The following is a 13,729-nucleotide window of genomic DNA, read 5'->3' on the forward strand; positions in this document are numbered from 1 at the left end:
GGTGGGAAGTCGCTGTTCCGAACAGCGCGTCGACTGCCGGGTTGGCGCGGGGAGGGGCGAGCTGGAGTGCGGGCGGCCTGCCGGTCGTTACTTCGGCGCGATCACGCTCACTCGCTTCCAGCGTTCGATGGTGCGCAGGGTGCCGAGACCGAGCATCCCGAAGATCAGTTCGAACAGCACGTCGTCGAGCGAGGGCAGTGGCGGGACCTGCCCGGCGCCGGCCACGGTCAGGAGCCACGGCAGCAGCGGCCTGAGCAGAAACTCGTAGGCCAGGCCCGCCACGCAGACGTAGCCGGCGAGTGGCCGCCAGCCGGCCTGAAGCCCGGATTGGCTGGCCGCCTCGACTTCGTTGATCCGCGCCTGGGCCAGGTTGAGCTGCAGGGTCGCATCCAGCTCCTTGAAGGCGCCGTCCTGATGGAGCTTGAGTAGCTCGAGCTGGGCTCTGGCCTTGGCTTCGGGGTCGGGAATCACCCGCTCCAGCAGGTCGCTGATGGTCGGCAACAGGGCCGTGGCGACGGAAATCAGGCTCATGGCTCCACCTCGCGGACGGCTTCCAGCGCCTGGGCGTACAGCGGGTCCCAGCTGCCGCGACGAGGTTTTCCCGGGCGCCAGGTGCGCAGGTACAACTCCCACGCGGCGCCGACCTCGCCGACAGCCGGCAGCGGGGCCGGATCGGTCCAGAGCAGCAGACGGGCAAAGGCGGCAGCGAGCGTGTCGTCATCTTCGAGGGCGGCATGCACGGCGGCGCCTATCGGTTCGACGCCACGCGCAGCGCAGACCTGCAGGGCCTGCTCGCGGCTCGCGGGACAGCGCAGGACGCCGCGCACGCCGTCCGGCTCGAACATCCAGTAGCCACGGGCGGGGCCGCCGATCTGCTGGCGGTGCCGGAACGCCGACTCCTGCAGGCCGATGGAGAGGAGCAGGATTTCGGCGGCGGGGCTGGTCATCTTTGCCGGCAGCAAGGCCAGCGCCGGGGCAATGGCCCGTTGGCGGGCTTCGGACAAGCGCATGGGAAGTCTCCTGAAGAAAGTGCCGTGGCATGCGGAGCGTGCGAGCGTGTCGCCAAGGAACGCCCTGCGCGTGGATGCGGGGGGGCGATTGCCGTTCTCCGGCATGTGCTTGTACGGCGGATACAGGTGGCGGACGGAAACGTCCTGGAGAAGAAGGGGGGCGAGGCGTTATCCAATGAAAAGCCCGCACGAAGCGGGCTTTTCATTTACTGCCGAGCGCCGGAACAATCAGTAGTGCAGAAGTTCCAGGCCATGCCAGAGCGCCCGGCTACCCGAGGTCGCCAGCGTTGTCGCGGTCGGATCCTCCTGGTTGTATACCCCGGCCTTGAAATAAAGCTTCTTGCTATCCCACGTACTGTCGAAACCGAGATCGATCGAGCCGCTGTTCTGGCCATATTGCACGCTGACTTTCACCGCGCGGGTCGAGGCGGCGTAAATGCTGTACGAGAACATGGCGTCCAGCGGGACGTTCTGCAGGATCACGTAGTTCACGGGGTCGACTTGATTGTAGGTCTTGCGAAAGCCGACCCGAATCTTGCCGTTGTCGAAGAACAGTTTCAGCGGTGGCCGGTCGTTGTCGACCACATGAATCTGGCCGATGACGGTCTTGCCGTTGCTGGGCAGGGACTTCATGGTCAATGACGAGCGCAGATAGTGGTTCGGTTTGGAGGCCAGCGTGAAGTTGCGCAGCGTACGGGTATCCGGATAAATCTCCCGGAACTCGGTACGGGTTCTATCGGTGCTCTGCGTGCTGGCGCCTATGACCGGCGCCCACAACTCCAGATCGCCACTGGCCAAGGTTTTGAAGTAGTCGTTTTCGGGAAACTCGCCGGGCCAGTACGTCTTGGCTTCGCCGTCCGAGGTTGCCTCGGGGGTGGTCAGATTCACACGAGTCAGATCAAGAGTAGCCATTGCTCATTTCTCCTCTGTTTATCGAACCAGCGGCAGCCCGATAGGCTCGGACTTGTCCGCTTCGCAGCCCCGGCCAGTACGGTTGCGTACTGGACCGGCGGTGCTCCTTGCGCCGCGCGATCACGCAGCGGATGCGCTGCCGCCGCACTCCGGAGCAGGAGCGCGGCAGGCCGAATCGTTGGCCTCGGAGGGCGGTAGGCGAGCGGTCGAACGGGGCGAGAGCATCGCTGGCATGGCCGTGCGTCAGCCCGGCCTGCTGGCTCCTTGCCGCGTTCGCCAAGGGGGAAATAAAAAGGCCCGCACGAGGCGGGCCTGAATCGGAGAGTCGAATAGCGCGGTATATCCACGAACGGGTCGGCGGCATCTTTCCGCGCGGCCAAACCGGCTACCTGCCGGAATGGCCCATCAACGGTGTGCGCATGACGGGCCGCGGCGAAAAACAAAAAGCCCGGCCAAATCGCTTTGGGCCGGGCTCAGGTATTCGTTTCGCGTGGGCGTTATTGCCACAAGATAAAAACATAATTGATCAGTCGTTCACCCTGGTCAAGTCGCCTCGTCGATCAGCAGACCTTCGGCCAGGAGTATCCCGTGCACGGTGGCCAGGGCTTCCCTCGTCAGGGCTTCCAGCTCTTTGCGGATACCGGCGCGCCAGCGTCTACGGGTCGATTCGGGCTTTCCTTCGGGATCCCAGGTATCCATGTCGTAGAACTCCTGGGGCAGCACGATCAGGTCGGTCGAGCGCTTTCCGTTTCCGCCTTTCTGGGGCGGAATCGCCCAGGCCGTCACGGCCTTGTAACGGAACAGCTTGGGCGCCGGCGACCGGAGCTGCGGTACCAGGCGGCCAATGGCGTCTACCTTGCGTGCCTTGTGCGTACTGTACTTGGCCACCAGCGCATGCCAGAGGCGTGGTGGCAATTCCCTGTGCAAGCGGGCATGCACCAGGCAGTCCACGACGAGCAGTTCCTGTGGGGTCGCGCGGGCGTTCCGGCGTGAGCCCGGACTGCCCTCCTGGCTCAGCCTCTGCCACGTCTGCTTGCTTGCTGTATCGATACACTCGTCCGCCATGCAGCGGATGACAGCGCTCAGTGCGTCTCGGTAGATCACCTGTAGTCCCCCTCGAATGGGATGCTTCCTAAGGATTCAGGCGCCAAAGGGGGGGACTTCTTGCGCGGCCGACACCTGTCAGGTTTGGCGGCAAGAAGGGGGCAATCGAATCGTCGGCCTCTGCAACAAGCGACGGCTTCCCGGAAAAGGGCTAGTTGCCGTCTTTCTCGCTGGTTTTGGCGTCTCGAACGGGGCTATGTCGTAAAGAGGCCGCCTGGGGAAACGCACCCCCTGGCGGGTGCGGGGATGGAGGCGGAGCGATCCATGGCTGGCCGGCGTTTCATTGCGTTCTCCCTTTGCGTCGCCTGAAAAAAATTCAAGCATGCTTGTTGTTAAAGTGCAAACATGCTTTGCAAGGCTGCTTGTATATTGGCCGCATGAATATCACTGATCGAATGACCCAGCTGATTTTGGCAAGACAACCCAGAGTCGGCTCGCGCGGGATAAGACGGGCTATCGCCGATGCCTGCGGCATCAGCTACGAAGCCGTAAGACAATGGTTTTCGGGAAACACCGGAAGCATCAAGAACGAGAACCTGATCGCCATCGCCGAAACGTTCGACACAACGGTCGATTGGCTGTTGTCCGGCGACGGGGAGCCGCCTCGCCGAAAACCGATCGAGGCGGCTCCTACCGCCCGTGCAGACAGGGAGCAGGCCCTCTCCCTGGCGGCCATCGCTTCCCCCCGGTCCCGCGTGTTTCTGGAGCGGATCGCCAGCGCCGCGGCCGAAGGCCGGCTGACCGAGGCGGATCTGGCACTTCTCGATCAGATTGCCGCCCGCCTCGAAGGGGCGTCTGTGCCGGCGGATTCCTCAAGCAGTGCCGAGAGTCGTCAGCGCTTAAGGAGCAAGCTCAAGAGAAATGATCCACCTGCTTAGTGGCGATGCTTTCTCCGGCCAACTCAGCCCGCCCAAAAGTTATGGGGCCAGCCCTATTTTCCGGGCCAAGATCAGAGTCGATGACGCTTCCCTGCATTGCTACGTCAAGCCCCTGCCTGACCGTATCCGCTGTCCGGTAAGCGGAAAAGAGGTCGAGAATCAGGAAATAGTCAGCGAGGCCTTGGGATATGTGCTTGCCAAGTCGGTGGGACTGAAAGTGCCCGATGCTGCCGGCGTCATACTTCTGGAACGCCGGCAAATTCCCGAAGAGCTCCACTCCGCCTTGCACGAAGCCGGCAGCGGTAAAATTCAGAACGACTATTTCTGCTGGTTCAGCAAGGACATGAAATATCCTAGTCTGCGTCAGCTTCACTTGAGCGATGTTCGGCATCCCTATTTGCAGGCGCTTTGCGGTCGCCGTCTGGTTCAACAGTTGGCCAATAATCCGGAAGCCGCCCGTGTAATAGCGCTGGACGAGTGGCTGCTAAACAGCGACAGAAACATCGGTAACCTGCTGGAGTCGCCTTCTAAATCAATTTTTCTCATCGACCACGGCAGATTGTTTCATTATCCCAACTGGGAACCGGGCCGGATTGGCGCGGCGCCTTGGCCCTGTGAAAACCGGCTGCAGAAGTTGATCGACACTTTCATTCCTCGCTGGAGTGAAGCGCTGCCTAATAAAAGTGCCCGGGCACTGGCCTATAATGTGTTTGCCGTCAGCTTCAGAGAAAATGGAGCGGAGGCTGCCCGGATAGTATTGTCGGAGTTCTTCGAGCACGCGGATATCGAGGTTATTCTTCAGCTTCTGGCGGAGCGCCTCGACCAAGAACAATACCCCGAGGCAGCAGGCCTTCTTCTATGAGTTCCAGCGCACGACTTCGCTCTCGATTAATGGAGCAGCAACCGAAGCCGCAACTGATCGCTGGCCGGTGGCGTAGCATCCGTTTGTGTCTGGACGAAGATGCCGGCGAGTTTTTCAATGTCGGTGTGTTGTTCGCCTATGACGAGCAGGTCGAAGTACGCATGCTCGACAACTTCGAGCGCTTGAAATGTCTCTTCGACGGCCGTCTCGATTTCGATGAACTGTTTCGCACGCTTCACGATATCGAGGCCGCCATTATCCATAACGGCCCGGAACTGCCCGACGAGTTGGGCAGCACCATTCGCCTGGGCCCCCCCTGTATGCGTCGGGGTTCAGCGCCAAAGAGGTGGTGGACGAGTTCTTTGCCGATGTCGTGACCTTGGGCAGACCCAAGCGTAGTTCCCGGGAAACCGCTTTTCGTTATCAGTCCACTCTGAAACTGCGCAACAGTGTCTTCACGTTCATGAAGGAGCGCATGAGTATCCAGGCTTCACGCATCATCCAGAAATCACATTATGAACTGACGATCACTAGCGGACATCGCTTTGAAATAGACGTGCCGCTGATGAGCGCCAACGCTTCGGGCACTATTGTCTCGGGCTGGTATAAGAATCCGTCGGTCGTTAAAAACAGCCTGCTTCAGGCTTCGGCAGATTTGAATCTTATCCGCAGCAATACGAATCGCGACCGGGCTGTGATATCGATTCTGGTTCCCCATCGAGAAAGCGGATTGACCTCGCAAGAGTATGCGCGGCTGGTGGATATTACACGCAAGCAACTGACGCGTATTCGTGCAACCGGCGTCGAGATTATCGAGGCGGGTTCGGTTCTGGAGCTCGCCGAACTGACCAGCGACTGGTGGAGCAAGTGTTGCGCCTGAGGGTGGGCTGTTTTTCGAGACGGCGCTTTTGACTTTTATCTGTTCGGCTCTTGCCGCCGTCCCCTTGATCATCCGGTTGGTTCCGCAGCGCAACTTTTTCGGCTTTATGGTTCCGCGCTTTTCGTGGCCGATAAAAACAAGAATGCTTGTTTACTACTTGGCCGGACGACAGTGCGCCGAGCGGTCGGCCGTTTTTCACTGGCGCGCCGCGACCTCGGCGATTTCCTCCCGCCAGATGTGCTCCAGGCGTTCGCCGATGAAGTCGAGAAAGCGCCGCACCCGCGGTGCCAGCTGGCGGGTGTGCGGGTAGACGGCGTGCAGCGGGGCGGGGGCCAGGGGCTGGTCGGGCAGCACCGGCTGCAGGCGGCCGGCCCTGAGGTCGGCGGCGACGTCCCACAGCGATTTGCACACGATGCCGGCGCCCTGCAGCGCCAGCGCGTGGGCGGTTTCCCCGTCGCCGCACAGCAGCGCGCCCCGGACGTTCACCCGCAGGCCGCTGCGCGGAAACTGCCACTCCGCCTGCTCGCGCTCGCCGGACAGGATGCAGGCGTGCCGGCGCAGGTCGTCGGGGTGCTGCGGGCGGCCGTGCCAGTCGAGGTAGTCGGGGGCGGCGCAGAGCAGCCGGTGGCTGGGCGCCAGTTCGCGGCCGATCAGGCTGGAGTCCTGCGGCCGGCCGTAGCGGACGGCCAGGTCCGTGCCGGTCTGCAGCAGGTCCACCAGCCGGTCGTCGAGTTCCAGGCGCACCTGCAGGTCCGGGTATCGGTTACGGAATGTTGCGATCAGCGGCACCAGGTGGCGGCGACCGAAGCCGAATGGCGCGCTGATGCGCAGCAGGCCTTCGACCTGCTGGCCGCGCTGCTGCAGCCAGGCTTCGGCCTCGCCGACCTCGGCCAGGATGCGCCGGCAGTGCTCGTGGAAGCGCAGGCCCTCGTCGGTCGGCGCCAGGCGGCGCGTGGTGCGCTGCAGCAGGTGCACGCCGGCGCGCGCTTCCAGGCGGGCCAGGCGCTTGCTGACCACCGCCAGGGACAGGCCGGCTTCCCGGGCCGCCGCCGAGAGGCTGCCGGTGGCGAGGATGCGGTCGAACAGGCGCAGGTCGGAAAGGTCGCTCAGCATGGAATTGTTCTTCTTGTGGCAAGGCTCCATCTTCATTATGGAAATAATGAGTCCGGCTGCGTTGTCCATAATGCGCGTTCGACCCGGGGGCCGGCCACAGCCGGTATGGATGCCCCGTCAGACCGGCCCCGCCGCTCATCGTCAAGGAGGAAGATCCCATGCACACCCGTCGGCAGTTCCTGCAGCGCTCGGCCCTGCTCGCCGCCGTGGCGGCCATGGCGCCGCTGCTGTCCGCACCGTCCCGGGCCGCCGAGCCGCTGCTCGCGCGGCGCATTCCCGCCAGCGGCGAGGAGCTGCCGGCGATCGGCCTGGGCACCTCGCGGGTCTTCGACGCCGAAGTCGACGACGCCGCGCTGGCGCCGCTGCTGGAGGTGCTGCGTACCCTGGTCGAGGGCGGCGGCAGCCTGGTCGACACCGCGCCGAGCTACGGCCGCGCCGAGCGGGTGACCGGCGAGCTGGCCCGGCGCCTCGGCGTGCGCGACCGGCTGTTTCTCGCCAGCAAGGTCTCCTCCAGCGGTCGGAACGCCGGCCGCCGGCAGGTCGAGGCCAGCTTCAGAGCGCTGCAGACCGAGCGCATCGACCTGCTGCAGGTGCACAACCTACAGGACACCGCCACCCAACTGGCCCTGCTGCGCGAGTTGAAGGAGGAGGGGCGGCTGCGCTACATCGGCGTGACCCACTACCGGGAGTCGGCGCACGACGAGCTGCTGACGGTGCTGCGCAAGGAGAAGGTCGACTTCGTGCAGTTCAACTACTCGGTCGGCGAGCGCAACGCCGAGAAGCAGTTGCTGCCGTTCTGCGCCGACCACGGTATCGCCACCTTGATCAACCGGCCGTTCCAGCGCGGCGCGCTGTTCGCCCGGGTCAAGGGCAAGCCGCTGCCGGCGCTGGCCGAGGAACTGGGCGCGAGCTCCTGGGCGCAGCTGCTGCTCAAGTACATCCTCGCCGAGCCGGCGGTGACCGCGGTGATCCCGGCCACCGACAATCCGCGCTACATGGCCGACAACCTGCTCGCCGGCCAAGGCCGCCTGCCAGACGCCAGGCAGCGCGCACAGATCGTCGAGCTGTTCGCCTGAGGCACGCATGTCTTCGACCCTGCCGGCACCGCTGCGGCGCCTCGCCGGCCTGATCAATGCCGGGCCCGGCGAGCTGGCGGCGGCGCTGTCGGGATTTGCGCTGTTCTTCTGCCTGTTCGCCGGCTACTTCATGCTGCGGCCGATCCGCGAGTCGATGGGCGTGATGGGCGGGGTGGAGAACCTGCAGTGGCTGTTCAGCGCCACCTTCGTGGTGATGCTGACGGCCGTGCCGCTGTTCGCCTGGCTGAATTCGCGGGTGCCGCGGGCGCACTTCATCGACTGGGTGTACGGCTTCTTCAGCCTCAACCTGCTGCTGTTCGCCGCGCTGTTCGCCGGCGCGGAGGGCAACGTCTGGCTGGCGCGGAGCTTCTATGTCTGGCTGTCGGTATACAACCTGTTCGTCGTCTCGGTGGCCTGGAGCCTGATGGCCGACGTGTTCGACGCGCCTCAGGCCAAGCGGCTGTTCGCCTTCATCGCCGCCGGGGCCAGCGTCGGCGGCCTCACCGGGCCGGCGCTGAGCACCCTGCTGGTGGGCGTGCTCGGCCAGGCCGGCCTGCTGGCGCTGTCCGCCGGCCTGCTGCTGGCGGCGCTGGCGCTCAAGCAGTACCTGATGCACTGGCGTGCCGTCGGCGGCGCCGGCCGCCCCGGCGCGCTGCCCTCGGAAAGCCCGCGCCGGCCGGTGCCGGGCAATCCGTTCAGCGGCCTGATCCGGGTGCTGCGCTCGCCCTACCTGCTCGGCGTCGGCGCCTTCGTGATCCTCCTGGCGACGGTCAGCACCTTCCTGTATTTCGAGCAGGCGCGCCTGGTCGCCGAGCGGTTTCCCGAGCGCAGCGAGCAGATCCGCGTGTTCGGCCTGATCGACTTCGTGGTGCAGGCCGGCGCGCTGCTGTCGCAGCTGTTCGTCACCGGGCGCATCGCCGAGCGCCTCGGCGTGCGGGTGCTGCTGGCCTGCGTGCCGGTGCTGATGTGCCTGGGCTTTCTCGCCCTGGCACTGCTGCCGACCTTCGCCGTGCTGGCGGCCTTGATGATCGTCCGGCGCATCGGCGAATACGCCTTCGTGCGGCCGGGGCGGGAGATGCTGTTCGCCCCGCTGGACGCCGAGAGCAAGTACAAGGCGAAGAACTTCATCGACACCGTGGTTTACCGCGGCGGCGACGCCCTCAGCGGCTGGGTCAAGAGCGGGCTCGACCTGCTCGGCCACGGCGCCTGGCTGGCGGCGCTGGTCGGGGCGGCCTGCGCCGCGCTCTGGGGGCTGCTCGGCTGGCGGCTGGGCGGGCGCGCCGACCGCGAGGCGCCGGCCGCGCGGGGCGAGACGCCCTGAGTCCGGACTGCCTTAATCCGCCGGCTGCTTGAGCAGTGTGCCCTCGGCGTCGCGGACCCACAGGCGGACCGGAATGCCCTGGGCCACGCTGCGGCCGACCGTGCAGAACTCCTCGAACTGGCCGAGGATGCGCGGCAGGTGCTCCAGCTCGGCGGCATTGCGCCCCAGGTGCAGTTCGATGCCGATGCCCAGCACGCGCAGGCGGTTCTGCGCGTTGCGGCCGACCTCCGCGCTGGCCCGGCAGTGCAGCGGCTCGGCGTCCTGCTTGAACTTGCGCAGGGCGAACAGCAGGCTGGCGGTCAGGCAGTTGGCCACCGCGGAGAGCAGCAGCTGCACCGGGCTGGGGCCCTGGCCGCTGCCCAGCGGCGGCGGCTCGTCGACGATCAAAGGCGGCTGGCCGTCGCCGAAGTCGAGGCTGCAGCGGTAGTCTTCCAGCTGCTGCAGGGTCAGGGTGACGCGTTCGGTGTCGCTCATGGGGTGCTCCTTGCTGGGTGGTCGGGGGTTGCCGGTCGCCGGGCTGCTGCTACCCTGCGGCGGGGGCCGAGCATCGGCCGGGCGCCGGTTCGTAAAGGGAGAAAATTCAGGACATGTCGGACAGTATCAAGGTCTGGGACGCGCCGCTGCGTCTGTTTCACTGGTCGCTGGCGCTGGCCGTCGGCGCCGCGATGCTCAGCGGCTGGCTGGGCGGCAATCTGATGGTCTGGCACGGCCGGCTGGGCCTGCTGATTCTCGGCCTGCTGGCGTTCCGCCTGCTCTGGGGCCTGCTGGGCTCGACCTACGCGCGCTGGTCGCGGATTCTCGCCGCGCCCCTGCGCCTGGGCGACTACCTGGGCGGGCGCTGGCGGCAGGCCGGGCACAATCCGCTGGGCGCCCTGTCGGTGCTGGCGCTGCTCGGCCTGGCGGCCTTCCAGGTCCTGACCGGGCTGACCGCGAGCGACGACATCGCCTTCCAGGGACCGCTGTACCGGCTGGTGGGGGTCGACACCAGCGCCTGGCTGACCGGTCTGCACCGGCAGGCCTGGTGGCTGCTGCTGGGGCTGGTCGGCCTGCATCTGCTGGCGGTTCTCTACTACGCCCGGGTGCGCCGGCGGCCGCTGCTGCGGGCGATGATCGGCGGGCGCAGTCCGCGGGAGTATCCCGAGCAGCGCGAGGCCGTCGGCGGGGCGCCCTGGGCGCTGGCCGTGGCGCTGGCCGGCGCCCTGCTGCTGGTCTGGGCGGTGCGCTCGGCGGAAGGCTGGCTGGCGCCGCCGCCCGCTCCGGCAGCGCCGGCCGCGCTCGACTGGTAGGCAGGACGGCCGGTCGGCGGTCAGTCCGTGCGGAACTGGTCGTGGCAGGCCTTGCAGGTCTTGGCGGCTTCGCCGAAGGCGGTCTTGATGCGCGCCTGGTCGCCGCTGGCCGCCTCGCTGGCCAGCTTGTTGACGGCGCCGGTGAAGTTGCGGGCCAGCTTGTTGGCTTCGTCGAGGTTCTTGAAGAACTCCGGCTTGAGCCGGGTCTGCTCGCCCATCTTGTCGGTGGCGGTTCCGGCGGGGAACAGGGCGCCCATGCCGGAGTTGGCGATGGCGGCGATGGCGTTGGCGGCGGCAACCACCTGCTCCTTCTTGTAGGGCTCGCTGCCGTCCACGACCTGGGCCTTGATCTTGCCCATGTTCCAGGCCATGAAGTTGTAGCCGGCCTTGCGGTACTTGACGCTATCTTCCGGCTTGAGCTGGGCCTGGGTGGTCAGGGTAGCCAGCAGCAGGGCGGCGCCGAGGCCGCCGGTCATCAGTCTTTTCACGATTTCTCCTTGTGGGGTCCGGGATCTTCCGGTGGCGTCGGTCGGCCGGGAGCCGTCCGCGCGGGGCTATACTCCCCGCCAGACTGCGACGAGCGCAAGCCGAGCGCTTGCGAGGGTGCGCAGAGAGCGTAGCGCGGCGGCCCGCCAGCCAGACGGTCCGCTGCCCTCATCGGTTACGAAGGAGTGGATCGCAATGCAATTGAACGATGCCCGGCTGTTCCGCCAACAGGCTTACATCGAGGGTCGCTGGCTGGATGCCGACAGCGGGCAGACCCTCGCGGTAAACAATCCGGCCAGCAACGAGATCCTCGGCAGCGTACCGAAGATGGGCGCCGTCGAGACCCGCCGCGCCATCGAGGCGGCCGAGCGGGCGCTGCCGGCCTGGCGCGCGCTGACCGCCAAGGAGCGCGCCGGCAAGCTGCGCCGCTGGTTCGAGCTGCTGCTCGAGCATCAGGACGACCTGGCCCGGCTGATGACCCTGGAACAGGGCAAGCCGCTGGCCGAGGCGCGCGGCGAGATCGCCTACGCCGCCTCCTTCCTCGAATGGTTCGCCGAGGAGGCCAAGCGCGTCTACGGCGACACCATTCCCGGCCACCAGGCGGACAAGCGCATCCTGGTGATCAAGCAGCCGATCGGCGTCTGCGCGGCGATCACCCCGTGGAACTTCCCGGCGGCGATGATCACCCGCAAGGCCGGCCCGGCGCTGGCGGCCGGCTGCACCCTGGTGCTCAAGCCGGCCTCGCAGACGCCGTTCTCGGCGCTGGCGCTGGCCGAGCTGGCCGAGCGCGCGGGCATCCCGGCCGGGGTGCTGAACGTGGTCACCGGCAGCGCTGCCGAGATCGGCGGCGAGCTGACCGGCAATCCGACGGTGCGCAAGCTGTCCTTCACCGGCTCCACCGAGATCGGCCGCCAACTGATGGCCCAGTGCGCCAAGGACATCAAGAAGGTGTCTCTGGAGCTGGGCGGCAACGCGCCCTTCATCGTCTTCGACGACGCCGATCTGGATGCCGCGGTGGAGGGCGCGCTGGCCTCGAAGTACCGCAACGCCGGGCAGACCTGCGTCTGCGCCAACCGCCTGTACGTGCAGGACGGCGTCTACGAGGCCTTCGCCGCGAAGCTCGGGGAGGCGGTGGCGCGCCTGAAGGTCGGCAACGGCCTGGAGGAAGGGGTGACCATCGGCCCGCTGATCGACGACAAGGCGGTGGCCAAGGTCGAGGAGCACATCGCCGATGCGGTTTCCCGTGGCGCCCGGGTGATCGCCGGCGGCCGGCCCCATGCGCTCGGCGGCAGCTTCTTCGAGCCGACCATTCTCGCCGAGGTGCCGGCGGATGCGCGAGTCGCCCGCGAGGAGACCTTCGGTCCGTTGGCCCCGCTGTTCCGCTTCAGGGACGACGCCGAGGCGATCGCCCTGGCCAACGCCACCGAATTCGGTCTGGCCGCCTACTTCTACGCCCGCGACCTGTCCCGGGTGTTCCGTGTGGCCGAGGCGCTGGAGTACGGCATCGTCGGCGTCAACACCGGGCTGATCTCCACCGAGGTGGCGCCGTTCGGCGGGGTCAAAGCCTCGGGCCTGGGCGCGAGGGCTCCAAGTACGGCATCGAAGACTATCTGGAGATCAAATATCTCTGCCTCGGCGGCATCTGAGCGCGCGGCGGCGCGGTCGTTCGGGCCGCGCTCGGGGGACGACGGAATCGAACGGAGGTGGTTATCGATCTGCTACTGATCGGCGCCGGGCACAGCCATCTGGGCGTGCTCCGACGCTGGGCCCGGGGACGCCGACCGAAGGGGCGCATCGGGCTGGTCAATGCCGTGCCGCAGGCCTGGTATGCGGGGAGGCTACCGGGGCTGCTCGCCGGACGCCATGCGCCGCAGGACTGTTGCATCGAGCTGGAGCCGCTGTGCCGTGCGGCGGACGTCGAGCTGCTCGTCGGCGAGGTGACGGCGCTGCAGGCCGAAACCCGCGAGCTGCTGCTGGCCGACGGACGTCGGGCGCAGGCCGCGTGGCTGTCGCTGAACGTCGGCGCCGGGCGGCTCGCGCCGCCGCAGCAGGGCGAGGACATGCAGGTGCTGTCGGTCAAGCCGTTCGCTGCCTTCCTCGACGGCTGGCAGCGCTGGCGACAGGCGCCGGAGCCGCTGGCGATCCTCGGCGGCGGTCCGGCCGGGGTCGAGCTGGCCCTGGCGCTAGCCGGGCAGGTGCCGGCTTTGTCGCTGTTCTGCGCCGGAGCGCTGCTCGAGGGCCGCGCGGCGGGGCTGCGCCTGCGCGCCCTCGGCGTCCTGCGCCGGCGCGGCGTGTGGGTGCGCGAGCACTGTCCGATCAGCGGGATCGACGGGCAGTTCCTGCTCAGCGCCGGAGAGCCGGTCTGGCAGGGGCCGCGCCTGCTGCTGGCCGGCGAGGCCGCGGCGCCGTCCTGGCTGGCGCAGAGCGGCTTGGTCTGCGATGCGGCCGGCTTCGTGCAGGTCGGTGCGACCCTGCAGAGCCTGTCCCATCCGCAGATCTTCGCCAGCGGCGACTGCGCCGCGCTGAGCGGCGTGGGGCGCAGCGCGCTCCAGGCGCTGCGCCAGGCGCCGGTGCTCAGCCACAATTTGCGCGCGGTGCTGGCCGGCCGTGCGTTGCACCACTATCGGCCGCAACGGCAGAACCTGCTCCTGCTCGCCTCCGGCGATGGCGGGGCGCTGCTCGGCTGGCATGGCTGGAGTGCCGACGGGCGCTTCTGCGGCTACTGGCGGGAACGGCTGGACCGGCGTTTCATGCAGCGGCACGCCTTGGGCGGCTGAGGCGCGGCAGTCCTCCCGGCCGCC

Annotated in this window: 15 protein-coding genes and 1 pseudogene; 8 read left to right on the forward strand and 8 right to left on the reverse strand. The window is 67.0% G+C overall.

The window, feature by feature from the left end:
* Positions 1-87: 87 nt before the first annotated feature.
* The 4 genes from Atro_RS14870 to Atro_RS14885 form a co-directional block, all read right to left on the reverse strand.
* Entirely contained in the window at positions 88-531 is a 444-nt protein-coding gene (locus tag Atro_RS14870; RefSeq protein WP_497923455.1) for a 3TM-type holin, read from the reverse strand.
* Positions 528-1,010, reverse strand: a complete 483-nt coding sequence (locus Atro_RS14875; RefSeq protein ID WP_497923457.1) for a hypothetical protein — start codon at positions 1,008-1,010, stop codon at positions 528-530. The genes Atro_RS14870 and Atro_RS14875 overlap by 4 nt, the downstream gene beginning before the upstream one ends.
* A gap of 228 nt (positions 1,011-1,238) precedes the next feature.
* Positions 1,239-1,922, reverse strand: coding sequence for a polysaccharide lyase family 7 protein (locus Atro_RS14880; protein ID WP_497923459.1), 684 nt, complete (start codon positions 1,920-1,922; stop codon positions 1,239-1,241).
* A 543-nt stretch (positions 1,923-2,465) separates the two neighbouring features.
* Positions 2,466-2,873, reverse strand: a complete 408-nt coding sequence (locus Atro_RS14885) for a hypothetical protein (RefSeq protein ID WP_497923461.1) — start codon at positions 2,871-2,873, stop codon at positions 2,466-2,468.
* Between the two features lie 548 nt (positions 2,874-3,421).
* Between Atro_RS14885 and Atro_RS14890 the strand changes: the two genes are divergently transcribed.
* Entirely contained in the window at positions 3,422-3,904 is a 483-nt protein-coding gene (locus tag Atro_RS14890; protein WP_497923462.1) for a helix-turn-helix domain-containing protein, read from the forward strand.
* Complete coding sequence (locus tag Atro_RS14895) at positions 3,888-4,766, forward strand: hypothetical protein (RefSeq protein WP_497923464.1); 879 nt, start codon at positions 3,888-3,890, stop codon at positions 4,764-4,766. The genes Atro_RS14890 and Atro_RS14895 overlap by 17 nt, the downstream gene beginning before the upstream one ends.
* A gap of 26 nt (positions 4,767-4,792) precedes the next feature.
* Here the strand turns inward: Atro_RS14895 and Atro_RS14900 are convergent, their stop codons facing one another.
* Positions 4,793-5,029: a hypothetical protein gene (locus tag Atro_RS14900; protein ID WP_497923466.1), complete on the reverse strand. Its 237-nt coding sequence runs from the start codon at positions 5,027-5,029 to the stop codon at positions 4,793-4,795.
* An 86-nt stretch (positions 5,030-5,115) separates the two neighbouring features.
* On the opposite strand from Atro_RS14900, the gene Atro_RS14905 reads away from it, so the two are divergent.
* Positions 5,116-5,646, forward strand: coding sequence for a hypothetical protein (locus Atro_RS14905; protein ID WP_497923467.1), 531 nt, complete (start codon positions 5,116-5,118; stop codon positions 5,644-5,646).
* Positions 5,647-5,841: 195 nt separating this feature from the next.
* Here Atro_RS14905 and Atro_RS14910 read toward each other — a convergent pair whose 3' ends face one another.
* Complete coding sequence (locus Atro_RS14910) at positions 5,842-6,759, reverse strand: LysR family transcriptional regulator (protein WP_497923468.1); 918 nt, start codon at positions 6,757-6,759, stop codon at positions 5,842-5,844.
* A 158-nt stretch (positions 6,760-6,917) separates the two neighbouring features.
* Between Atro_RS14910 and Atro_RS14915 the strand changes: the two genes are divergently transcribed.
* Complete coding sequence (locus tag Atro_RS14915; protein ID WP_497923469.1) at positions 6,918-7,835, forward strand: aldo/keto reductase; 918 nt, start codon at positions 6,918-6,920, stop codon at positions 7,833-7,835.
* 7 nt (positions 7,836-7,842) lie between these two features.
* Positions 7,843-9,156: an NTP/NDP exchange transporter gene (locus Atro_RS14920; RefSeq protein ID WP_497923470.1), complete on the forward strand. Its 1,314-nt coding sequence runs from the start codon at positions 7,843-7,845 to the stop codon at positions 9,154-9,156.
* A 12-nt stretch (positions 9,157-9,168) separates the two neighbouring features.
* On the opposite strand, the gene Atro_RS14925 is transcribed toward Atro_RS14920, so the two are convergent.
* Positions 9,169-9,630: an OsmC family protein gene (locus tag Atro_RS14925; protein WP_497923471.1), complete on the reverse strand. Its 462-nt coding sequence runs from the start codon at positions 9,628-9,630 to the stop codon at positions 9,169-9,171.
* A 113-nt stretch (positions 9,631-9,743) separates the two neighbouring features.
* Here Atro_RS14925 and Atro_RS14930 point away from each other — a divergent pair, with 113 nt between their 5' ends.
* Positions 9,744-10,442, forward strand: a complete 699-nt coding sequence (locus tag Atro_RS14930) for a cytochrome b/b6 domain-containing protein (protein WP_497923473.1) — start codon at positions 9,744-9,746, stop codon at positions 10,440-10,442.
* A gap of 20 nt (positions 10,443-10,462) precedes the next feature.
* On the opposite strand, the gene Atro_RS14935 is transcribed toward Atro_RS14930, so the two are convergent.
* Positions 10,463-10,918, reverse strand: a complete 456-nt coding sequence (locus tag Atro_RS14935; protein WP_497927693.1) for a c-type cytochrome — start codon at positions 10,916-10,918, stop codon at positions 10,463-10,465.
* Between the two features lie 205 nt (positions 10,919-11,123).
* Between Atro_RS14935 and gabD the strand changes: the two are divergent.
* Positions 11,124-12,574 (forward strand): annotated as a pseudogene (gene gabD / locus Atro_RS14940) (NADP-dependent succinate-semialdehyde dehydrogenase).
* Positions 12,575-12,631: 57 nt separating this feature from the next.
* Complete coding sequence (locus Atro_RS14945; RefSeq protein ID WP_497923475.1) at positions 12,632-13,705, forward strand: FAD-dependent oxidoreductase; 1,074 nt, start codon at positions 12,632-12,634, stop codon at positions 13,703-13,705.
* The last annotated feature ends 24 nt before the right edge of the window (positions 13,706-13,729 follow it).

Source organism: Azotobacter tropicalis (assembly GCF_059739045.1).